We start from the raw sequence: 21,334 nt of genomic DNA, 5'->3' as shown, positions 1-21,334 counted from the left end.
GAACTTAAAATCAGAAGGCGTTGCCGGGTTTGGAAGGACAGAGCCCGGCAACGCCTTTCGGCGTTTTAGGCATGCCGCAGCGACGCAATACCTTGCATGGCTCAGGCCGCCAGATAACCACCGTCTACCGGAACGATCGCGCCATGAACGTAGGAAGCGTCTTCAGACAGAAGGAACGCGACGACCCGCGCAATCTCCACAGTCGCGGCCCAACGGCCGATCGGGATGCGGGCGTCGATCCGTGCACGCCGTGCCGGATCTGATCGCGCGCCTTCGGAAATGCGTGTTTCCACCCAACCCGGTGCGACCGCGTTGACCCTTATGCCGGTTCCTCCCCAGGCAACGGCAAGGGAGCGGGTGAGGGCAGCGACCGCCCCCTTGCTGGTGCCGTAAGCAGGCGCAACGGGGTTGCCGAACCAGCTCCACATGGAGGCGATGTTGACGACGGAGCCGTTGCCGCGTTGAAGCGCTTCGCGCGCGGCCGTACAGGAGCTGAGCACGCCGGTGACATTCACCGCCATCACCTTCTCGAATACGGCTGCGTCCCATTCCCTACTGTACTGGATCGTGCCTGCACAGGTGACCAGACCACCGAGCTCTTGCTCTTCTTCAAGGAGATGAGAAAGCGCGGCCTCATCAGTAACGTCAACCTCGACAAACCGGGCAGCTTGCGGAAAGCCTTCCTCCCGTTCCAGGCCTGCGGCCGTTACCTGCCAGCCGCGTTCGGTCAAAAGCTGCGTTGTCGCAAGACCGATACCTGTACCTCCGCCGGTGACCACAACATTTCTTGATGACGGCATCGATCAATGTCCTTCGTCGAGCAGTTGCATCGCGCGAACGAGGTCGGAGACGCCGAGTTTGCGGTAGTAGTTCGGTGCATAGGGGGCTGTGAGCGCAACCTCGGCAATATGCTTCAGTTCCGCTGCGCCGGTGACGCCGAATTCTGCGAAGGATGTGGGCAGATTTATCCGTCGGAAGAAGGCTGCAAGGGTGCGGATTTCCTCATTGGACCCTTGCCCGGCTGCCAGCTGTGTCAAGGTACCGAGAGCGACCATCTCCCCGTGCAGCAACCCTGAGAGCGCCGGTGTGACCGACAGGCCGCGCACCATCGCGTGGGCTATCGACAACCCTCCGCTTTCAAAGGCAAGACCGCTGAGAAGCACGGTGGCCTCCACCACGCGCTCGAAAGCTTCATTCGGGCCTTCGGCCGACATCGCCGCTTCGCTATCGGCAAGAAGAATGTCACGGGCACGCGCGACAATGGCCTGGGTGAGTTCCGTGGGACGGCCTGCAAAGAAGTTGAGACCACCTCCGGCAAGAGCGCCTGCCAGCTCATACGGCTTTGACATCGCATCTCCGATGCCAGCCGCCAGAAAGCGACGCGGTGCTCCGGCGATGACTGCCGTGTCGACCAGGACAAGGGAGGGGTTGGTCTTCATGTGACGGACGCCCTCAACCGCATGGTCCGGCGTATAGACAACGGCAATATGGCTGGTCGGGCTGTCGTTGGAGGCGATGGTCGGCACGATGGCAACCGGCAGACCGCGCTCGATTGCAGCTCCTTTGGCGGTATCGATCGCCTTGCCCCCGCCTATGCCGACAAGAAGTCGGGCATCGCCGGCTTCCCTTGCCCTGGCGGTGATTTCCGCCGCGGTGCATTCCCCCCCGAATTCCATGAGGCGGGCGTCGGGAAGCTGGGAGCTGATGCGTTCACCAAGCAGGTCGCGGGCTACCGGATCAATGACCACCGCCGCAGGGCCACCGCCAATGATGGCAATTTCCTCGGCCAGGCGGTCGATGGCTCCCGGTCCCTGCACATAGCGCAGGGGAGCGCCCAGAATGCGCATTGTCATGAGTTATCCTTTCACCGCACCGGCGGTCAGGCCCTGGACGAAGTAACGAGAGAGCGTGATGAATGCTATGAACAACGGCATGGCAATCAGTGTGGAGCCTGCCATGATATCTCCCCATCTCAGGTCAAAGGCGCCGATCATCGAAGCCAGACCCAGGGGCACCGTCTTGTTCGCGTCCGATCCGATCATGACCAGGGCAAAGGTGTAGTCGGTCCAGGAAAGGAGAAAGGCGAAGATCGCGACCGTTACCAGCCCGGGGACCGACAGCGGCAGTACAACACGCAGGAAAGCCCCCAGGCGCGTGCAGCCGTCCACCATGGCTGCTTCCTCAAGCTCGAAGGGCATTGTCTTGAAGAACCCCCACAGGAACCAGACGCCGAGCGGCATCGTGATGGTCAGGTGGGAAATGACCAGTGACAGCAGCGTATCGTTGAGGCCGATTGCCGCGAACATTGCGTAAAGCGGGATTGCCAGCAGCAGCGGCGGGAACATGTAGGCATAGAGCATGCCGGCGATGATCATCTGTTTGCCGCGAATGCGCTGACGGGTGACACCATAGGCGATCATGACGGACAGAAGCATTGTCAGGGCAACGGTGGTCACCGCAACAATGAGACTGTTGAGGAACTGCCGCGGATAGTCGGTCTGCGCCAACAGGCTGGTGTAATACTCAAGCGTCCATCGCTGGGGTACCAGAGACGGGTTCATGAGCATTTCCTGAGTGGGACGCAGAGAAGAAACGACCATCCAGTAGATGGGAAAGGCGCTGTAGACCGCAAGAACGATCACCGCGAAGTAAAGTCCCGCCCGGCCGGCAACGCGGCGAGCCTGGATTTGTCCACTCATTTGCCTTCCTCCATCGGGAACACCCGGAAATAGATTGCAACGGCGACCATCAGGACGAAGAAGGAAAGCGTTGCGATCGCTGCGCCGCTGCCGATGTCATAAAGGGCAAATGCCTCCCGGTAGGACAGGACCGGCAGATGTTCCGTGGCACCAAGCGGGCCGCCGCCCGTCGTCAGCCAGATGACGTCGAACTTGTTGAACATCCAAACGCCCCGCAGAAGAATGATGACCGTCAGGATCGGGCGCAGCGACGGCAGGGTCACGTGAAAGAAACGCCGAACTGGCCCGGCACCGTCTACGCGCGCTGCTTCATAGAGTTGGGTCGGAACTGTCTGCAGCCCGGCGAGAAAGGTCGTGGTGACGAACGGGGTCCACAACCAGACCGAAATCAGGATCACCGACGTCATGGACGCGGTCTCGGTCTCGAACCAGTAGATCGGCGGCAGGCCCAGGTCATCCATTAGAACGGTGATGATGCCGAGTGAGCCGTCAACCATCCACTTGAAGACCAGCACTGCGACCACCGTCGGCAGAAGATAAGGCAGGAATGTCAGTCCGCGCAGCAGAGAGCGGCCGATGAAATTCTGGTTCAAGAGCAACGCGAAGCCGATGCCCAGCACCACCTGCAGGACAATCGCCAACCCGGCATAGACGAAGCCGTTCCAAAGCGCGTTCCAGAACTCTGCGCTTGCAAGAACCTTGGCGTATTTTGCGAAACCGACCCAGACCGGATCGGCCGTAAGCGACGGCATGTCATAAAAGCTGAGCGAAACCGCATAAAGCGCAGGCCCGACGATCAGGACAAGGGTCGCAAGAAACCCGATACCGAGAAAACCCGGCAACAACCAGCGAGTCATTCACGAACTCCAGATGGTGTGAAAGTGAGGGGAGTTTCCACTCCCCTCTCCGTTTCGTCACTTGATCACTTCACGCATTTTGGCTGCGGCCTGATCCACGGCCTCTGCAGAATCCATCTCGCGAAGGATCTTGTTCTGCAGCATTTCAGGCATGACGAAGGACTCGAACACCTTGCCGGGTCTTACGTCAGGCGCCGGACCTTGCGTATCAATGGAGGTGAGCACAACAGACTCGTCGGTCACAAGTTCTCGCATCTGCTCGACCACACCAGAGTATTTCTGGATCATTGCGTTGTCGCGCCAACGCTGGTCTTCATAGATATCAAGTCGCGTCGGCTGGAAGTGAACCGGTGCGGTGTGCAGGAAGTCGACCATGCGATCGGTCGTAAGCCACCGCATGAAATCCATCGCCGGACCAGTGTTGTCCGTCTTCAGGACCACCCAGCCGTCGTAGCCGTGGCTGACCGCCTTTTGCTTTCCGGACATATCCATGTAGGGCATGACGCCAAGGTTCTCGGCCAGGGTCGGGTTGTCCCGCTCTGCAGCTTCCAGAACACGTCCGGCATAGGCTCCGTGGGCCACGGCACCGCCAACCAGGTTGGACAGGACATCGGAATAGCTGGCCTGAAGAGCACCTGGAGGCATCGTGCCGTAGAGCTTGGTCATGAAGTCGAGGTAGGCGGCTACCCGAGGCTTCATCTCGTCGTTGTCCAGGATCACGTTCCATTGGTCGTCGAACAGCTTGACGCCCTCGGCCCACAGGAAGGCAAACGACATCCAGTTGGTTGCCCCGTTCGATCCGATCGGGAACAGCGCGCCTTTCTGGCGGCCCTGGACAAGCGCCTCGCTGTTCTGGACGAACGCATCCCACGTGTTCGGCAGGGACAGACCGTTCGTCTCATAAAGATCCTTGCGGTAATAGATCAGCGCAAGGTTGTAGTCGAACGGGTACCAGTACACCTTGTTGTCGATGGGGAAGAGGATGTTGTTCCCCCACTGGTATTCGTCCGTCAGCTCGTTCAAGGGGACGATTTGTTCCTGCTCGGCCAATAGCAGCACGTGGCCGATGAAACCGACGTTTGCCACGTCATAAGGGGTTCCGGAGCGAATGCCATTGGTGATCTTGGTGAAGCTTTCGCCAAGCGGTACGGAATCGATGACGACCTCAACGCCGGTCTTTTCCTGGTATTCCTTGGCCACCTTCGAGAAAAAGGCGAGCGTGTCCTTGCCTGTTTCGCAGTTCAAAAACCGGATGGGCTTGTTACCCTGGGCGCGGAGCGCCGGGGCCGCAAGGGACGAGGCTGCCAGCCCGGCGCCGGCGATACCCATGGTCTTGAGGGCCTGGCGTCTAGTCCAGAGACCTGTCTCGAATTTGCTCTTAGTCATGTTTCTCCTCCAATTGACCGCTTTCAGGTGCGGCTAAACCCTTTTGTTCAAGCTGCCCCTCCCGGCATCTCGAGGCGTTCACCGCTGGCGCGGTCAAACAGGTGGATTGCTGCTCCGGGAAGAGCGAGGTGAACGCTCTCACCAACCTTGATGTCGTCCCTGCGCTGGGTCATGACCCGCAGGCGATGACCAGCTGTCTCGCCGATGAAAAGCGTTTGCGAGCCGAGCTGTTCGATGCCCCGGACCGCGAACGCCGGACCTTCGTCGGAAATCGTGATGGCTTCGGGCCGAATGCCGGCAATCACCTCCCGCTCACCGGTATCGCTGCCGGCAGGAATGGAGACATCAGCCGACAGGCTGAGGAAACCGTTCTTGAGGTCAGCTTCAACGAGGTTCATTTCGGGCGAGCCGATGAAGCCCGCGACGAAGGCGTTTGCCGGCCGGTCGTATACCTCCAGCGGCGAGCCAATCTGCTGAACATGTCCGTCGCGCATGATCACGATCCGGTCGGCAAGGGTCATTGCCTCCGTTTGATCGTGCGTGACGTAAAGCATTGCCTTGCCGATGCGCCGCTGAAGAAGGGCGATTTCCTCCCGCATCCTGGAGCGAAGCTTCGCATCCAGGTTGGACAGTGGTTCATCGAGCAGAAACACCGCCGGGTCGCGAACAAGGGCACGACCGAGCGCGACACGCTGCATCTGTCCGCCTGAAAGCTGGCCGGGCTTGCGGTTGAGCAGGTGCGTGATGTCCAGCATTTCCGCTGCTGCGTCCACCCGCCTGGAGATCTCGTCCCCTTTCATGCCGCGCATCTTGAGACCAAACGACATGTTGCCGCGAATGGTCTTGTGCGGATAAAGCGCGTAGTTCTGGAACACCATGGCGATGTCACGGTCCTTGGGCTCCAGGGTGGTAACGTTCCGGCCACCGATATGCAGTTCCCCAGCGCTGATCGTTTCCAACCCCGCGACCATGCGCAGGGTTGTCGATTTTCCGCACCCGGAAGGGCCAAGCAGAACGATGAGTTCGCCCTTGGCGATCTCAAGGTCGACGCCTTCCACCGCAACCACGGCCCCATAGGTCTTGCGCAGTTTGCGCAGACTGACTTCCGCCATTACTTGGCCTCCCCGGTTGCCCGCACGGTTTTGTGGTTGATCGGTGTGAGGGCTTCCTTTGCCTCCCGGAACCGAACGAAGCCTTCGTCGTAAGTCGCCGTGGCCCGGGCGTTGGGCGTCAAAGTCTCTGCCACGCGGATGACGCGGGCAGCGTCGTCCGTGTCCGAGAAAACGCCCGCACCAATGCCCGCGATAAGCGCTGCACCGAAGGACGCGTCGCCTTCGGCGGGAACTTCGATCGTCAGTCCTGTGACATCCGCAATGATCTGCCGCCACAAGGCGCTGCGTGTCCCCCCGCCAACGAGACGGGCGGTGGTGAAGCCCATGCCGCGCTGTTGCAGAACGGAAAGGCAATCGCGCAGCGTATAGGCAACGCCTTCATAGAGAGCCCGGCAGAAATGCGGTGCTCCATGCTGGAACCCCAGCCCTACGAAAGAGGCGCGCAAGTCGGGGTCCCAGTAGGGGCTCCGCTCGCCGTTGAGGTAGGGATGAAAGAGCAGACCTTCCGACCCTGCAGGGGCTTCGGCAGCTTTGGCATCCATGCCCTCGAAACCCATGTCCGAGAAAAGCGCGTCACGCAGCCAGCGATGGGCCGAGGCGCACGAGTTGGTTCCCAGGATCGAGTAGTGATGATCGGACACCAGGTGCGGGTAATGTATGACATCGTCGGAAAAACGGGGAGCGTCCGTCAATGTAGAGACCGTGCCTGCCGTGGCGAGCTTCAGGGCTCCGATGCCTTTGCGCGTCATGCCCGCTGCATAGGTTTCCGCATTGGTATCGGATGTTCCGCAAATGACCGGTGTGCCTTCCCGCAAACCGGTTTCCTGAGCGGCCCCTGGTGTCACGGTCCCCGTCGTCGCCGTCGATGCAACTATTTCCGGAAGAACTTCAGTTTCAAGCCCTCCCATCGCGCAGAGCTCGGAAGACCAGCCCCCTGAACGTGCATCGGCAAGCATGAGCCCCCAGGCATCCGTGATGTCGGTTGCATCGCTGCCGTCGAGACGACGGCGCAGCCAATCCTTGGCCGGGCGAAGCCGGCGGATGCGGCTGTGTGTCTCCGGCTCTTCTTCCTGCAACCAGATCAATTGCGGCAGCGTCCAGGTGGGGCTGATGCGATTGCCCGAAAGGTCAAGGATCTGAGCCCCGCGCGCTGCTCTTTCCCGCACAACCTGAGAACCTGAACGCTGGTCATTCCACATGATCGCGGGCCGCAATGTGCTGCCTGACTCGTCTTCGAGCACGTGGGTGTGCGCTCCGGCCGTCACGGAAACCGCAACGATGCGATGCGGCTCCAGGCCGCCCTGCCAGATCTTCTGCAAGGATGTGACGAGTGCCGACCACCAGCCTTCCGGATCCTGTTCGCTGAATCCGGGTTTCGGTGTGAGTGTTTCGACCGGACAGGAGGCCGAAGCCACGACCTTCCCGTCCGTGGTGATGACCGTCGACTTGAGCGATCCTGCTCCGAGGTCGATCCCAAGCAAAAGGGCGTCAGACATTGGCACCCCTGTCCCGGTACGGATCGATGGAGCCGGCGCGCGGTGGAAAGCCGAGTTTGCCGGGATTGAAGAGGTTTTGCGGATCAACGGAGGCCTTGATACAGCGCAGAATATCCATTCCAACGCCGTGTTCTCCGTCCATCCAGGGTCCGCGGAAAAGGCCGCTTCCATGGTGGTGAGCGATCGAGCCGCCATGCGCGAGCGTTTCACCGTTGACGATGTCCCACATTTTTTCATGCAGCGGCAAGGCTGCAGACTGATCCATGGGAGGTAGGCGCAAGGTCATGTATTGGCACACGCCTTCCGGATAGACATGCGACCAGTGGGCACTGAAATGGGCGTCCTTGGAGACTTCCGCAGCAATCCGGGCTGCGATCGTGTCGTAAAGCGACGAAGCCTTGCTCCAGTTCACCGAGACTTCGAGCGTGTCGTTGTAGTAGCCTTTATCAAGCCACTGTTTCGTAATGGAGACGTAGCGCTTTGCCCGCCATTCGTCGAAGGGACGTGTTTCCGTTTCCACGGCATCAACGCTCTTTGCAAACTCGCGTACCAGTGCCGCTTCTGCAGCCACAATGGCTTCTTCGCCGCAAACCACGATGTTGGCCATCACCGGGCGCGTTTCAAAAGCACTGATGCCTTCGGTGCGCGAGGCGGTTTCCTTTTCGTCATAGAGACGAACGATGCGTGGATGCAGCCCCGCCTGCATGATGCGCTTGGCAAGCGAGAGGGCTGCGGTGCGATCAGGAAGTGCCAGCACGATCGCCTCTTCGGCGGGCGGCAGCGTCCAGATGCGCAGGGTCAGTTCCGTTATGACGGCAAGCGTGCCTTCACTGCCGACGATGATGTCAAGAACCGATGGTCCGGAGGCCCGCTTGGGAAGCGGCCTGATTTCCAGCACACGCCCATCCGGCATGACCGCCTTGAGGCCAACGACAATGTTCTCGATTTTGCCGAAGCGGCTCGATTCCTGACCACCGCCGCGGCAGGCGGCCCACCCGCCGACCGTCGAGATGGTCAGCGATTGCGGCAGATGACCGGATGTAAAACCTTCTGCGTTCAGTGCGTCTTCGAACACTTCACCGTTCATGCCGGCTTCGACCGTTACCAGATGGTTGTCCCGGTCGATCTTCACGATGCGGTTCATGCGCTGCATGTCGAGCATGACTTCGCCGCCCAGGGGAATGATCCCGCCGAGAACACCGGAGCCGCTGCCATAGGGAATGAGGGGGTGATCGGCCTTGCTTGCCTTCCCGACAATTGCCGAGACCTGTTCCGTTGTGGCGGGGCGCACGACGAGGCCTGGCAGCGTACCGACCAGGGCGCCTTCCCTTGCACGGAAGTTCGCATAAGGCAGACGGTCGTGTGCATAGCCGGCGCGCGAACCTTCGTCCACCAGGACGTTTTCCGCACCGACCAGCTCCGAAAGCTCGGAAACGAGATCACGATTACTCAAAGATTTTTCCTCCTCCATGCCCAATCGGATTGTCAGAAATCGCGTTGGGCAAACGTTTGCTCAAACACAAACAATTGCACTTTGGTCTGGATGTCAAGCCCGGTTTGCTGAATTTCAGATGGAGGCGACCGATGCGCGCACGATGAGATCGCCTGGAGGAAGAAGGAGACTTTCGAGCGCTGAGCCCTCGTCGGGCGCAGTTCCCTGGATCAGGTCGATGAGCCGGCTGGCTGCCGCGCGCCCCATTTCCTGGGAGGGTAAAGCCACTGTGGTCACCTGGGGATAAACGACCCGGGCAAGCAGGTCGTCATGCATCGTGACGACGGAAACGTCTTCCGGCACACGGAGCTTGAGTTCGTGCAATCTGGCAATGGCCGCAGCTGCGGTCAGCAGCGTCGCGGCGTGAATAGCGGTCACGCCGCAGGCCAGCAGTTTGTCGACGGCCGCAGGTACGGCTGCAGGATCGTAGCCTGCCTGTGCAACGAATTCCTCGCCGTGGTCGAGGCCGGCGGCTTCAAGAGCCTGTTGCCATCCCTGGCGCCGCATGTCGCCATTGAACCGGCCGAGCCGCCCGGCCAGATGCCCGATCCGGCGATGCCCCATGGCGATGAGGTGCTCAACCCCGATGCGGGCTGCCTCGCGTGTATCGATCGCAACGCAATTCCGGTCACCGGCCAGATGTCGGTTGAGGATCACATGCGGCAATCCCGTGCTGTTCAGCATCTGTCGCAACCGGTCATCCTCATCGAAACTCGCGATGATGACACCCTCGATGATGCTTGATCGAGAAATGTCCGTGATGATCTCGCGCCCATCCCCCTTGTCATAGGAGACCAGAAGGGCAAAACCTTTCTCGCGTGCCTCGATTTCGGCTCCCACAATCGCCGACGCAAAGATCGGGTTTTCGATCTGGGGAACTACCATCAAAAGTGTCGAGGATTTTGCGGTTTTCAGGGCTCTCGCAACCGGGTTGCCGTGGTAACCGAGACGTTCGGCTGTTTCCAGAATATGGGTTCTGGTCTTTTGGGAAACACGTCCCTTGTTCTGAAGCACGCGCGAAACTGTCGACACGTTGACACCGGTTGCCTCTGCCACATCGCGCAGGGTTACAAGTGGTTTTTTGCGCTTCATTTCCCCTCCCCTGGAAACTGATGGATCGCGAGCTCAGACCCTGATTTCGCAAAATTTGCGCAAGTAGGTTTGTGCTCAGATCAATGTTCGCGCTTCACATGCGAACAAAAGCCGTGAATCCAGTCTCATAGCAGTTTTGGTGACAAGAACGCCATCTATTGCACACCCGGCCATTTCTCCGGCAGTTTCAAAGTAAAGGCCGATCCTATTCCCGCCTGACTTTCAAAAGACAACTCTCCCCCGAGCAACCTTGCAACCTGGGAAGAGATGTTCAGCCCGATACCCGTGCCGGGAATTCCCGCCGTGCCCTGACCGCGAAAGAAGCGGCTGAACACGCGCTCCTGCTCCTCCGGCGGAATACCAACACCCAGATCGTGCACGGAGATGAAAATGGACCTGTTCTGCGCCCGGACACTCACTGAAACTGGCTCGGTAATCGGCGAATACTTCACCGCATTCGATAGAAGATTGTTGAGGATCTGTTCCGCCAGCAACCGGTCCGTCTCGATCGTTTGGGGAACCTTGTTGCCAATTTCCAGGGAAAAAGCCCGCTCCGGTGTCTCTTCACTCTGACGGGCGACAACCCGTTGAATGAGATCCTCGACATGGCAGTTTCCGGGTCTGGCCGTCAGCTGTCTTTCTTCGAGCCGAACGACATCCAGCGTCGCTTCCAGCAGGCTTGTCAGGCCCCGGACCTCGGAGCGCACCTGGCTTGCCCGTTGCCTGATTTCTTCAGTTGGCATCTGGTTCCCGCTCCGCAAGACGCGCTGCATCGCGGAATCGATGACGGCGAGCGGCGTTCGAAACTGGTGAGAAACCAGGGCAACGAAACTGCGATAGATCTCGGCGGTTTCGCGTTCACGCAAAAGCGACAGCCGGATGCGTTGCTGTTCGGCCATCGCCCGCAACATCGTGAAGGACAGAAAGGCGCCGAGAACAATGATCGCCACGATGGAAATGATGACCTGCACGATTGCGGCACGTTGATTGTCGAGCCGCGCACCCGTTGCCTCCCATTGCCGGACCATGGACTGGTTTCCGGCGCGGCCGAGATCCTCAATCAAGGGCTGGAGAAGGTCGTGCACGGCAGAACCCGTCTGGACGTCGCCATATGACATGTCCAGGATTTTGGCCTCAAGCGCTCGTAGCGCCCCAGCCACCTTTTCCAGCTTTCCGTCCAGGCCAAGCTCTCGCATGTAGCGTCGTTGAGGCCCCTCCGATAACAGGTTCAGGCGGCTAAGCATCACGTTGTAACGCTTGTCCAGTTCAGCCGGCTTACGGGAGATGGTGCCGACATGACGGGAGACCTCGGCATCCAGCAGGAGCGCCGCGGACTGCGTTCGTGAGATCGCCCACAGCATGTTGTCCCCCTCGTTGCGCCGCAATTCCGCTTCGGTATCGAGAAGCCGTGCGAGGGAAAAAACGAGCAGCAAGACGAAGGCAACGGATGCAGTGCCTGCGACGATATAGGCGACAAGATCGCTTCTGCGCGTCATTTGATCTTCAGTTGGATCAACTGCCACACCCAGCGATAGTCGTAACGGATGTCCTGAAGGTCGGAATGGCCGTCCCGGGGATAAACGATCCAGAAAGGGCCCTTGTCCGAGGGTTGTAGCCGTTCGCCATCCATATGGGTTGCGACAAGAACATCGTACCGCACGAAGTCTTCCATCGGGATGTCGATGGTATAATCGTTGAGCGCACTGGCGGTAACCGTTGTGCCGTCGGCGCCGACGAATTCAAGCAGGTCGCGCATCAGGAAGCCGTCGAAGCGTTTTACGCCATCCGTGACGACGGTTGAGGTCTCGAGTGTGTGACGGGGCAGTGCTTCCAGCATTGCATCGTCAAGAAGCGCGGCGGCCTCTGAGTTTGTCTTGCGGATATTGCCGGTGACTGTCAGCCGGACTTCGCCTGCTGGGGCGGTCAATGACATGTTTTCCGATCGAGCTGTCGCAACGGATAAACCGACCCCGATCAGCATGAGCATTGTCCCTGCAAATGCCTTTGACGGTTTGAGGGAAGAAAGCAGATTGGTGAACCTGAAGGAGCAGCGAAGGTGACTGCAACACCGGCACAACGCCACTGCCATGTCTTTTCGTCTCGTTGCCGGTAACGCTTGTTTTTCAGATGCTTCAATCAATGATCGGGTCCGCAAAGGTCAAAAAAATCATTATGGCACCGGTTGTCGATGTTGCAAATATTCAACCGATGCCAGACCTCCGATGTTGCGCACGCCGAAAATTGCGTATTTCGCCCTGTCCCGAGTTCCCGCGACGCGAACAACAAGAAACAGGGCGCTGATTTGCCGGATGCCGGATGCCGGTGCAGACAGGACAAGGTAGTCCTGACTGAGTGCGTGATGATCAGCCAGCCGCCTTGACAGGATCGTTGATCCGGGGAGGCTGATAGGACGCTGCCTTTTCCTTCAGACTGGAAAATTTCGTCGAAAGCTGTTCGAGCTTGGCTTCCCAGGCCGGATCAGGCTGTTGCCCTTCGATCGTCCGGAAGTAGACCTCCATGATGCAGGTGACTGCAAAAGGCTCCAGCAAGGCGGATTTGACGGACCACGCGAACAAAATTGCAAACACGATGCCGCCCGCAGACCAGCTGCCTGGAACGAGATATGCGACCAGGGCGGCCGGAGCCAACATGACGAGGAAGACAAGAAACGACAGGCCGTAGACGATAAGAGTGAGCCAGGCGGCATTCTTGAGCATCGGTTTGTAATTCTGGGCGTAAAGCACCAGCCCGCTCCGGGACGAAGCCCACACGTTGTCCGAGTTTGTGCGGATCGTATAGGCGAGGATAACCTCGTCGATGAAACCGACCGCAATGCGCAGGAAGGCCTCGGCAATCGAGATCAGTTGCCGTGCACCGGGGATCGGCAGAAGCGTGAAGACGCCCCGCACCAGGCCCGTGATTGCGCGCAGCACACCCTTTATCAGCTGGTCGACGCCGAAAAGCACGCTGGCCTGCATAAATCTTTGAGAGACTTCTTCGCGGGCGTAGGAAATCTGAGACCGCCCGCCCGGCATCTCCTTGCCGTCGAGCAGCTTGACCAGAACGGCAATGTGCCCGGCCTTTACGACATACAGAACGTATTCTCTCAGCAGATACATCACAACGGCGACCGCACCGAACCCGATGACGCCGCCCCAGGTGGTGGTCGTTGCCTGGAAATCGGCATCGCCGAACCCGCCGATGCCCCAGCCGACCCCGGCACCGACACCCGTTGCAAGAATGTAGGCAACGGCAGCTCCGAAATAGACCGCCATGCGCAAGATGATGAAAGGCAGTGTCTGAAACATCAGGCCTAACGCACGGCCAATAGAAAAATCCCACATATTTGGCGTCTCCTTGAACGCTCTGTTGCAATATGGCGGGAGAATATTGTCGAACGTGAATGCTGTCCCCCTGCGTTTGAACGGGGACAGGAGAATGAAATCGCGTCAAGAAAGACCGCCCATTGACGCCGCCATCCATGGAACCGATGATCGGGATCATCATGGTCAGATTTCAACGTGGTCTGGTTCAAAGAGCAGTTGATGCAATCGATGCCCAAATCCCGTTCGAAACTGACGGTTCTCTGTGTTGAGGACCAGTGCCATCTTCGCCAGGACATCATCGATGAACTTTCCGCTGCAGGCTATGACGCGGTCGGTGCAGCTGATGGCCGTGAAGCGCTGGACGTGCTGGAAATGATCCGCCCGCATCTCATCTTGTGCGATATCTCCATGCCCCGGCTCGACGGTTACGGCTTGCTCGAAACCGTCAGAGGCAGGCACACGCATCTCGCAGATGTTCCTTTCGTTTTCCTGACGGCTCTAAACCAGCGCGACGAGATCATTCATGGCAAGCGCGCGGGTGCGGACGATTATCTGGTCAAACCGATAGACTATGACCTGTTACTGGCGACAATCGAGGCTCGCTTGCGCCAGGTCAGCCGGATCGATGACAGGCAAAAAAACGAACTGGAAACGCTTCGGCTAGCCCTGGCAGGCAGCGGACCGGACCGACCGCTTGGAATGAACGGCATGGAGAGCGTTCTTAACGTGCTTTCCTTCGGTATCGTGCTGGTATCATTGTCCGGTGTTGTCTTCGCAAATAGAGCAGCTCGGGAAATACATATGGCCAGGGACGGGCTGGTGATCGACCGGACACTCCATACCGGTTCATCGCAGCTCGCCAACGATATCAGGAAACTGCTGGCGAATGCCTGTGAGGCTGCCTGCAAGGGCCAGGACCACCTTGCCAGCCTGACGGTGCAAAGACCGTCCGGACGCCGTGATTTTCTGCTTACGGTCTGTTCGCTCCCGGACAGTACGGGATTGCCGAACGATGACGCGAAGGCGGTGATATTCATTTCGGATCTCGCGCATCGGCCAAGGATGCCGGACGAGATCCTGGCAGGCCTGTTCGATCTGACGCCGACTGAATCGGAGGTCGCCCGTGCGTTGGCGCAGGGGCGGCGAAAGGAAGACATTGCGCAGGAGCTTTCAATCGCACCGACGACAGTCGCTTTTCATTTGCGCAATCTCTTCGAAAAGACCGGAACCAATCGTCAGGCAGACCTCATCGCACTGCTTCTCACCGGCCTTGTCTCGATCAAGGAACCGCAGGGGGACGTTGAGAAACGTGGAAAGGCTGAAGCGCTTCCAACAACGTGACGACACCAAGATGAGCATGCCGGCAAATTTGTTACGCAGGTGAATTTCAACAATCAAAAAGATCACGCTGACTTCATTACGTTCGTGAAACTGAATTCACAAACTAGCCAAGGCTGGTTATATTCTCTCTGCGGTCGAAATTGCCGCGTATACTGAATTGATATTCCATTTGAATTGCCTCTCACATTTCCGGAGAATTTGTTGTGCCGGTCAAAAAATTACGATTGCTGCTTTGTTCTGCGGGACGCCGCGTTGGTTTGCTTCAATGTTTCCGATCTGCTGCCGACCATCTGGGAATCCAGTTGGAAATCCTCGCCTGTGACCTTGCTCCGGATTTAAGTGCAGCATGCGCAGCTGCGGATCGGGCGTTTGCCGTGCCGCGTTGCGACGACCCGAGCTATGCCAACGCCATTCTCGACATTGTGCGTGACAACCGGGTTGATCTGGTGGTTCCGACGATTGACACGGAGTTGATGGCGCTTGCCTGCGTATCCGACGCGTTCATCCAGCTGGGAGCGCGGGTGCATGTGGCGTCGACTGAAGTCATCGAAATTGTGAGGGACAAGCGGCTGACGTCGGAGATGCTCGAGGCGGCAGGCGTGCCGGTGCCGAAATCGCTGGGACATGAAGCGTTGCTGTCCGATCCGGATGCACTCGGCTGGCCGGTGTTTGCAAAGCCGAGCGGCGGTAGCGCCAGCCGGGGACTGCAGGTCTTTCAGGCTATCGAAGAGCTGCCCGGCCGGTTTGAGGAACCAATGGTCTTTCAGCAGTTTCTGCGTGGCCCGGAATTCACGATCAACATGTTCGTCGATTCAGGCGGCAGCCTGCGAACGGTGGTTCCTCATCTGCGCATCCAGATCCGCGCGGGTGAAGTCGAGAAGGGAAGAACGGTTCGACGGGATGACTTCCGGCAAATCGCCGAAGGCGTGCACCGGGCCTTGCCGAGCCTGACCGGCGTGGCCTGTTTCCAGGTGATCGACGACCCGGAGCTGGGACCGCGTGTCATTGAAATCAATGCAAGATTTGGGGGCGGGTATCCCTTGGCCGACCATGCGGGTGCGCGTTTTGCACAATGGCTTCTTGAGGAAGTGTCGGGCTTCCCGTGCAGCGCAAACGATGACTGGCGAGAAAATGTCAAAATGCTCCGATACGACAGCGCGATCTACGACGGCTGATCGTCTCAGGTTTGCCGGAGCCGAAATGGTCTTTTGTCAGGACCCGCACCTCGGCTCTGTCCTGGCAGTAGAAGCCCTGGCCGGTAGCGTTGTCCGGTCGACCCCACATTCGTTAACTGGCGGATTGCGATGATTGTTTTTGATCTGGACGATACGCTCTATCTGGAGCGGGAGTTTGCGTTCAGCGGCTATCGTTTTCTCGACGGTTGGGTAAAAGAACGCGAAGGCCTGGAAGGCTTTGGCAACGCCTGCAAGGTGTTGTTCGAGGAAGGCGAGCGGCGTCAGATTTTCAACCGCGCGCTTGAAAGGCTCGGACACTGCGGCGACAGCCATTTGATCGCTGATCTTGTTGCGGCTTACCGTGGCCACCCGCCGCAGATTGCGCTGGCTCCGGATGCGGCGCGTTTTCTCGAGCGTCACCGCGGTCCGTTCGGTCTGATTACGGACGGTCCGGCGGAAACTCAAAATGCCAAGATCGTTGCCCTTGGTCTTGACCGCTGGATTGAGAATATCCGCAAGACCGGAGACTGGCCTCAAGGATATGGCAAACCACATCCCCGCGCTTACGAGGAAATGGAAGGACTTGCGGCAGACGGCGGGCCGATGGTCTACGTCGCCGACAATCCCGCCAAGGACTTCGTGACGCCAAAAGCGCGCGGCTGGATCACTGTTCAGATCCGGCGGGCGGGCGCCGTGCATCCGCCGCACGCGAAAGATGATGCACACGCGGCCCATGTCGAAATAACGTCGCTGGATGAACTCGACGGCGCGTTGACGGTCCAGACGGTTTCGATGAAATAGCTAACTGTGGACCGCAAGTGTGCCTTCAGGCTGGACCACGCTGCGACAGAACCTCCTGGTATTCACCGAGAATGTGCTTCACCTGGTAGTTCTCCACGATGCGCTGCCGAGCCCTTTTGCCGAGATCGGCAACCTGCTCGGGGGGCATTCGGGCAAATTCGGCCATCGCATCGCACAGCGCATCCGGATCGCCCGGTGAAACAACCTTGCCGGTATCCGCGACAACAAGTGCCGCGTCGCCGACATTGGTGGTGACCACCGGACGGGCATGGCTCATGGCTTCGGCGACGACATTCGGGAACCCTTCCGTTCTGGACGACAGGACGAGAACGTCTATCTGCGAATAGAAATCCCCCATGTCACGCAGCTCCCCAAGCAATTTCAGTCGTGCCGGATCAAGCCCTGCGTCTTCAATCATGGCCAGAACTTCGCTGTTGCGGTCATCAAGACCGAAACCTGCGGCAACAAAGCGAGCATCGGGAAATTGTGCGGCGATCTGCGCTGCGGCCCGGAAGAAGTTCAAGTAGTCCTTTTGAGGATGAAAGCGCGCGGCTATACCGAACACACGGGCCTTGCGCGGCGTGGGGTCCGCCTGCTCGGGAACCACGACGCCGTTCGGGATGACCTTTCCGAACCGCGCGGCATAGCCATACTGTTCGTGCTGTTCTCTTGCCCGTGCCGAATTGTAAACGATGCCGGCAGCGCGAGACGATAGCATGCGTGCCCCTGCAACGGCGAGGCGCGTGCTTCGCGTCAGGCTGCGCGGATCGTCAAGTGCCTGGCGCACCGTCCAGAAGACGGGCGGCGCCCCGGCCAGGCGCGCCGACAAGGTGCCGACAACCATTGCATGATACATCCAGCACAGTACCGCTCGTGGGCGCTTCTCCCGCATCAGCCCCGTCAGTTTCAGGATTGCACCCGGCATGTGCACCGCTCCGCGTGCGTTGAGCGGATGATATTCCACGTCCGGCCGTCCGGCCAAACTCTGGTTGCGCTCTGAAACGCCGATCAGAGGGACCACGATTGTCGGTTCGGATGTCGCTGCCAGGAGTCTTGCCAGCATCGTTTCCGCTCCGCCGCTGGCGGCGAAATTCGTAATCACATGCATGACCGGCGCGGCAGCGTCCGTTCCGATCTCCAGTCCAGCACCTTCGCTGCCAACGTAGTCCATCAGGTCACGCCTTTCGTGCACCCTGCCAGACGTCGAGCGGTCTGCCGATCCGCTGTTCAAGTTCGCTGACTTCCGGAGCGAAAAAGTCCTGCAGCCTTTTTTCCAGATCGGGGCTCAACGGCGGGTATTCCTGTGGCCGGGCGACGGCATCGCGAAGCACCCTCATTGGCCTGGTATGCCGAACGCCGTCCAGAACGGGGCGAAACGGCTTCAGGACCTTGCGCAGGGGCAGTGGAACGATGGCGGCGTTCTTGTCTTTCACCTTGCTGTCCACCGGAGGAGCCAGCGGAGCTTCGTGACCGATATGCGTGGCAAGGCGGGCGAGCTGATTTTCAGGCTGGCGCCGGATATCCTCGAACAGCAGCAGCAGGATCTGCTCCGGCGGGAACAGATCGTAGAACCGGCGAAGATGCAGGGCATAACGGCCGTCGTTGATGAAACGCTGGCCCGCGGCCTTCGCCGGGTCGAGATGATCCTCGATGTTTCGAGACACCTCCCCGCGTCGCAAGAGCATGCAATAATCGGAGTAGGCACGCGCCGACGGTTCCCGCATCTGAACGATCAGCCGGACATCGGGAAGGTCCCGCCGGATGCGCTCCGCCGCCTCGGGCTGCGTGAGATAGGTATTCGACTTCTCTCCGACGATTGCGTCCGGTTTACTGAAGTCGAATTGAGACAGGTACCAGTCCGCTCCACGGTGATACTCATCGGAAAAGTAATGCAGCTCCGGGCTGGGCATCGATATCGTCGGACTGCGCTCCAGAGATCTTTGCAGCCAGGTCGTTGCGGACTTGGCCGCGCCGAAAATCAGAAATCGTATGTTTGAGTCAAGCATATGCGGTACCTGCTACCTGGGTGCCTTCGACGAGCTGTTCGTAAAGGCGGGAAATTTCGGAAACATGGCGTTCGGCGCCATACTTGGCCGCGGCATCTGCCTGCGCCGCGTCGGCAATCCGGGTTTGCAGCAAAGGGTCACTGAGCAGTTTGCAAATAGGTTCGACAAAGCTCTCCGGATCGTCCGGCTCAACAAGGAACCCCGTCAGACCGTCCGAGATCGCTTCGATGTTGCCACCGTGCCGTGTCGCGACGACAGGCGTCCCCAGATACATGCTTTCGATCAGGGTCCGGCCGAATGGCTCGTTGACAGCCGGAACAAGCATGACATCGACACCGCTCATTGCCTCGAAAACCGGTGAGCGGAAGCCCATGAAATGAAAATTGTCGTTCAGTCCCAGGCTACTGACCAACGCCTTGCAGGTTTCGTCCAGGCCCCGGGTTGCATCGACGGTATCGCCGAACAGCAATCCGTGTACCTGACGCTCCGGCAAGGCGCGGCGAACCGCATCGACCACCCGAACAAAGCCGTCGGGACGTTTGCGTTTGATGATCGAGCCGAAATACCCGAGCAGCACCGCGTCCCTCGGCAGGCCGAGTTCGTCGCAAAGCTTGTCATGGGAATTTGTGCGATCGGGCCGTATGGCTGGAAAATCGAAAGGACTTCGGATCACGCTTGCACGGTCGCCAATCGGCCGGATCGGACGTGATGGCATGGCGTAATGTGAAACGCTCACGATATGGTCGGCAAGCAAGGGGGCGAGCATGTTCGCCCCTTTCGCAGCCGGGTCCTGGCGATGATGCCAGAGGTGGCGACAACCAGACAGTTTGCTCGGCATGATCCAGTTGGCGTGCATGCGTCCTTCGTTCGTATGCACGATATCGGGATCGATCTTTTTCAGCGTTCGTCGCAAGGCCGGCAGTGTTCGCGTCAGATAGCCAAGCCCGCCTACGCGGCCGGGCAGAGGCAGGCCGGGCGACGACATCAGTGGCGTGTCCTCCAGCACCTCGTAATCGAGCCCCAGTTCCCGTGCCTTTTGGCCAATGGCACCAGGCTCGAAATGGACGAGGACACGCGCCTCGAAACGGTTCGGATCCAGGGCGGCAGCAAGGCTGAGCGCCGAAATGTGGCTGCCGCCCAGGACAGGTCCGCCTACGAACGGAAATAATACTCGAATGCGTCTCATCACTGCTCCGGACCTACTTGGACGCTGGTTCAGAAATCGTCAGGTTGATCGTCAGACTGTCGCCCGGACGCATGAAGGCATTCAGGTCGACGTCCAGGCTCTGCATCTCGCCGTTCTCGAGCCGCGATATCCTGTAGGAAGGTGTGACAATGCTGTCCTGGGCGGTGGTATCAACCGAGTTCGCGGACAGCGTCTCGGCGTAGACCTTTCGGGCCAGCTCAAGACGGGATTCGACCTCGAAACGCTTTGATTTCACCTCCGTGAGTTCGGAGAGCTTTTCCCCGCGGGTCCTGTCGAACAGGGTCGCGGCGTCTCTCGATGCAAGATTGAGACGCTGCTGTGCGTCGAGACGGGCGACTTCGAGCTGCAGACGTTTTGCCTCCAGATCGTTGAGCGCCGTATTGGCAGAGGACACGCGGGTCGTCACGGCCAGCCCCTTGTCCTTCAGATGCTCCATCGATGCGAGATCCTTGCGGGCCAGTTCGATCTGGTTGTCACGCAGGACGATTTCTTCGGACAGTTGAGAGATTTTCTCGTTCAGCAGGACACGAAGATCCTTGAGGCTCTGGAGCTCGGCCTTGATCACCTTGATGTTGGCGGAAAGGATCTTCGACTGCACAGGGTCGGATGATTGCGACTCCACGGCGTCTGGCAATGTCTCCGCCGAATAGAGCTGCACTTCCTGCTCGAGCCTTTTCTCCTGCTGCAACAGTTTGGATGCGGTTCCGCGAAGCTGATTGATCTCCCCCGTTATTCGGGTGAGCGAGGTCTGTTGTGTCCCCTCTTCGTTCGGCAGGCGATAATAGCCACCGGCAATTGCCAGGGCCTTTTCGACCGTCATGCCGGGGATGAAGTCGAATTGTCCGGGAGCCGTAACCGCTCCGCCCACGAACACCGGGGCATACCGGGATACTTCGACGGAGACCGCGGGTAATTCCGTCAAGCCGACGATGCGCTGCATGCGGCTGGCAATAGTATCCGCGACCTCGTCCAGGGTCTTGCCGACAACTTCCACGGCTCCCGCAATCGGGACATGAATTTTGCCGTCCGGTGCCATCTTGTAGGAACCGGCCACGCCATCCCAGTTGGCAAAGGTCTTGTTTCTGGCATCCCAGGCGCCAGCACGCAGCTCCAGTGTCTCACCGCCGGACAGCCTGTACTGTTCGGCCGAGAGACCCGACACAAGAAAAGTCGATAATGAAAGTACGGCAATTATAAACCGAATACTCAATGCGCGATCTCCCATATTTTAACTTAAAGAAACAAAATTATTATCAATATATCCAAGATTATCACGAAAATCGGAAAACAACGAAAAAGGAATTTTTCCCGAAATAGCATTCATGATTATTTCGGGATGCTTTA

At 58.9% G+C, this 21,334-nt stretch carries 19 protein-coding genes; 3 read left to right on the top strand and 16 right to left on the bottom strand.

Annotated features, from left to right (window positions below; genetic code table 11):
• Positions 1 to 101: 101 nt before the first annotated feature.
• The 12 genes from ACYQ6M_RS28005 to ACYQ6M_RS27950 form a co-directional block, all read right to left on the bottom strand.
• Entirely contained in the window at positions 102 to 800 is a 699-nt protein-coding gene (locus ACYQ6M_RS28005) for an SDR family NAD(P)-dependent oxidoreductase (RefSeq protein WP_460076964.1), read from the bottom strand.
• Between the two features lie 3 nt (positions 801 to 803).
• Positions 804 to 1,853: a glycerol dehydrogenase gene (locus tag ACYQ6M_RS28000; RefSeq protein WP_460076962.1), complete on the bottom strand. Its 1,050-nt coding sequence runs from the start codon at positions 1,851 to 1,853 to the stop codon at positions 804 to 806.
• 3 nt (positions 1,854 to 1,856) lie between these two features.
• Positions 1,857 to 2,699 (bottom strand): carbohydrate ABC transporter permease, encoded by an 843-nt coding sequence (locus tag ACYQ6M_RS27995; protein ID WP_022999583.1) that lies wholly within the window; start codon positions 2,697 to 2,699, stop codon positions 1,857 to 1,859.
• Positions 2,696 to 3,556: a carbohydrate ABC transporter permease gene (locus tag ACYQ6M_RS27990; RefSeq protein WP_022999582.1), complete on the bottom strand. Its 861-nt coding sequence runs from the start codon at positions 3,554 to 3,556 to the stop codon at positions 2,696 to 2,698. The genes ACYQ6M_RS27995 and ACYQ6M_RS27990 overlap by 4 nt, the downstream gene beginning before the upstream one ends.
• A gap of 57 nt (positions 3,557 to 3,613) precedes the next feature.
• A complete protein-coding gene (locus ACYQ6M_RS27985; RefSeq protein ID WP_077293872.1) occupies positions 3,614 to 4,942 on the bottom strand; it encodes an ABC transporter substrate-binding protein in 1,329 nt (442 codons plus the stop codon).
• A gap of 47 nt (positions 4,943 to 4,989) precedes the next feature.
• The gene (locus ACYQ6M_RS27980) at positions 4,990 to 6,054 is read right to left on the bottom strand and encodes an ABC transporter ATP-binding protein (protein WP_460076960.1); all 1,065 of its coding nucleotides are present in this window, start codon (positions 6,052 to 6,054) and stop codon (positions 4,990 to 4,992) included.
• On the bottom strand, positions 6,054 to 7,550 hold the full coding sequence (locus tag ACYQ6M_RS27975) for a xylulokinase (RefSeq protein ID WP_460076957.1): 1,497 nt from the start codon (positions 7,548 to 7,550) through the stop codon (positions 6,054 to 6,056). The genes ACYQ6M_RS27980 and ACYQ6M_RS27975 overlap by 1 nt, the downstream gene beginning before the upstream one ends.
• Entirely contained in the window at positions 7,543 to 9,003 is a 1,461-nt protein-coding gene (locus tag ACYQ6M_RS27970) for an FAD-binding oxidoreductase (RefSeq protein ID WP_460076955.1), read from the bottom strand. The genes ACYQ6M_RS27975 and ACYQ6M_RS27970 overlap by 8 nt, the downstream gene beginning before the upstream one ends.
• A gap of 114 nt (positions 9,004 to 9,117) precedes the next feature.
• Positions 9,118 to 10,134 (bottom strand): LacI family DNA-binding transcriptional regulator, encoded by a 1,017-nt coding sequence (locus ACYQ6M_RS27965; RefSeq protein ID WP_022999577.1) that lies wholly within the window; start codon positions 10,132 to 10,134, stop codon positions 9,118 to 9,120.
• A gap of 155 nt (positions 10,135 to 10,289) precedes the next feature.
• Positions 10,290 to 11,630 carry a sensor histidine kinase gene (locus ACYQ6M_RS27960; protein WP_460076953.1) on the bottom strand — a complete coding sequence of 447 codons (1,341 nt, stop codon included), beginning with the start codon at positions 11,628 to 11,630 and terminating at the stop codon, positions 10,290 to 10,292.
• The gene (locus tag ACYQ6M_RS27955; protein WP_460076952.1) at positions 11,627 to 12,061 is read right to left on the bottom strand and encodes a putative pterin-binding protein; all 435 of its coding nucleotides are present in this window, start codon (positions 12,059 to 12,061) and stop codon (positions 11,627 to 11,629) included. Before ACYQ6M_RS27955 ends, ACYQ6M_RS27960 begins: the two co-directional genes overlap by 4 nt.
• A 436-nt stretch (positions 12,062 to 12,497) precedes the next feature.
• Positions 12,498 to 13,478, bottom strand: a complete 981-nt coding sequence (locus ACYQ6M_RS27950) for a hypothetical protein (protein WP_031268848.1) — start codon at positions 13,476 to 13,478, stop codon at positions 12,498 to 12,500.
• Between the two features lie 201 nt (positions 13,479 to 13,679).
• On the opposite strand from ACYQ6M_RS27950, the gene ACYQ6M_RS27945 reads away from it, so the two are divergent.
• The 3 genes from ACYQ6M_RS27945 to ACYQ6M_RS27935 all read left to right on the top strand — a co-directional run bounded on the left by ACYQ6M_RS27945 (position 13,680) and on the right by ACYQ6M_RS27935 (position 16,777).
• Entirely contained in the window at positions 13,680 to 14,801 is a 1,122-nt protein-coding gene (locus ACYQ6M_RS27945) for a response regulator (RefSeq protein ID WP_460076950.1), read from the top strand.
• Between the two features lie 203 nt (positions 14,802 to 15,004).
• The gene (locus ACYQ6M_RS27940) at positions 15,005 to 15,976 is read left to right on the top strand and encodes an ATP-grasp domain-containing protein (RefSeq protein WP_460076948.1); all 972 of its coding nucleotides are present in this window, start codon (positions 15,005 to 15,007) and stop codon (positions 15,974 to 15,976) included.
• Between the two features lie 129 nt (positions 15,977 to 16,105).
• A complete protein-coding gene (locus ACYQ6M_RS27935) occupies positions 16,106 to 16,777 on the top strand; it encodes an HAD family hydrolase (protein WP_460076945.1) in 672 nt (223 codons plus the stop codon).
• Between the two features lie 25 nt (positions 16,778 to 16,802).
• On the opposite strand, the gene ACYQ6M_RS27930 is transcribed toward ACYQ6M_RS27935, so the two are convergent.
• The 4 genes from ACYQ6M_RS27930 to ACYQ6M_RS27915 are packed head-to-tail and all read right to left on the bottom strand — an operon-like array spanning position 16,803 to position 21,200.
• Positions 16,803 to 17,948: a glycosyltransferase gene (locus tag ACYQ6M_RS27930; protein WP_460076942.1), complete on the bottom strand. Its 1,146-nt coding sequence runs from the start codon at positions 17,946 to 17,948 to the stop codon at positions 16,803 to 16,805.
• Positions 17,949 to 17,952: 4 nt separating this feature from the next.
• The gene (locus tag ACYQ6M_RS27925; RefSeq protein ID WP_075283062.1) at positions 17,953 to 18,783 is read right to left on the bottom strand and encodes a sulfotransferase family protein; all 831 of its coding nucleotides are present in this window, start codon (positions 18,781 to 18,783) and stop codon (positions 17,953 to 17,955) included.
• Positions 18,776 to 19,969 (bottom strand): glycosyltransferase family 4 protein, encoded by a 1,194-nt coding sequence (locus ACYQ6M_RS27920; RefSeq protein WP_460076938.1) that lies wholly within the window; start codon positions 19,967 to 19,969, stop codon positions 18,776 to 18,778. The genes ACYQ6M_RS27925 and ACYQ6M_RS27920 overlap by 8 nt, the downstream gene beginning before the upstream one ends.
• 13 nt (positions 19,970 to 19,982) lie before the next feature.
• On the bottom strand, positions 19,983 to 21,200 hold the full coding sequence (locus tag ACYQ6M_RS27915; protein ID WP_460076937.1) for a polysaccharide biosynthesis/export family protein: 1,218 nt from the start codon (positions 21,198 to 21,200) through the stop codon (positions 19,983 to 19,985).
• Between the last annotated feature and the right edge of the window lie 134 nt (positions 21,201 to 21,334).

The organism is Roseibium sp. ROS1 (assembly GCF_054658215.1).
This window is presented reverse-complemented; position numbering and strand designations above follow the sequence as displayed.

What these genes read in the sequence shown, in the direction of transcription:
- ACYQ6M_RS27990 (WP_022999582.1), bottom strand. Translation starts at nt 3,556, where the DNA reads ATGACTCGCTGGTTGTTGCCGGGTTTTCTCGGTATCGGGTTTCTTGCG.
- ACYQ6M_RS27980 (WP_460076960.1), bottom strand. Translation starts at nt 6,054, where the DNA reads ATGGCGGAAGTCAGTCTGCGCAAACTGCGCAAGACCTATGGGGCCGTG.
- ACYQ6M_RS27945 (WP_460076950.1), top strand. Translation starts at nt 13,680, where the DNA reads ATGCAATCGATGCCCAAATCCCGTTCGAAACTGACGGTTCTCTGTGTT.
- ACYQ6M_RS27950 (WP_031268848.1), bottom strand. Translation starts at nt 13,478, where the DNA reads ATGTGGGATTTTTCTATTGGCCGTGCGTTAGGCCTGATGTTTCAGACA.
- ACYQ6M_RS27960 (WP_460076953.1), bottom strand. Translation starts at nt 11,630, where the DNA reads ATGACGCGCAGAAGCGATCTTGTCGCCTATATCGTCGCAGGCACTGCA.
- ACYQ6M_RS28000 (WP_460076962.1), bottom strand. Translation starts at nt 1,853, where the DNA reads ATGACAATGCGCATTCTGGGCGCTCCCCTGCGCTATGTGCAGGGACCG.
- ACYQ6M_RS27935 (WP_460076945.1), top strand. Translation starts at nt 16,106, where the DNA reads ATGATTGTTTTTGATCTGGACGATACGCTCTATCTGGAGCGGGAGTTT.
- ACYQ6M_RS27965 (WP_022999577.1), bottom strand. Translation starts at nt 10,134, where the DNA reads ATGAAGCGCAAAAAACCACTTGTAACCCTGCGCGATGTGGCAGAGGCA.
- ACYQ6M_RS27985 (WP_077293872.1), bottom strand. Translation starts at nt 4,942, where the DNA reads ATGACTAAGAGCAAATTCGAGACAGGTCTCTGGACTAGACGCCAGGCC.
- ACYQ6M_RS27930 (WP_460076942.1), bottom strand. Translation starts at nt 17,948, where the DNA reads ATGGACTACGTTGGCAGCGAAGGTGCTGGACTGGAGATCGGAACGGAC.
- ACYQ6M_RS27925 (WP_075283062.1), bottom strand. Translation starts at nt 18,783, where the DNA reads ATGCTTGACTCAAACATACGATTTCTGATTTTCGGCGCGGCCAAGTCC.
- ACYQ6M_RS27995 (WP_022999583.1), bottom strand. Translation starts at nt 2,699, where the DNA reads ATGAGTGGACAAATCCAGGCTCGCCGCGTTGCCGGCCGGGCGGGACTT.
- ACYQ6M_RS28005 (WP_460076964.1), bottom strand. Translation starts at nt 800, where the DNA reads ATGCCGTCATCAAGAAATGTTGTGGTCACCGGCGGAGGTACAGGTATC.
- ACYQ6M_RS27975 (WP_460076957.1), bottom strand. Translation starts at nt 7,550, where the DNA reads ATGTCTGACGCCCTTTTGCTTGGGATCGACCTCGGAGCAGGATCGCTC.
- ACYQ6M_RS27920 (WP_460076938.1), bottom strand. Translation starts at nt 19,969, where the DNA reads ATGAGACGCATTCGAGTATTATTTCCGTTCGTAGGCGGACCTGTCCTG.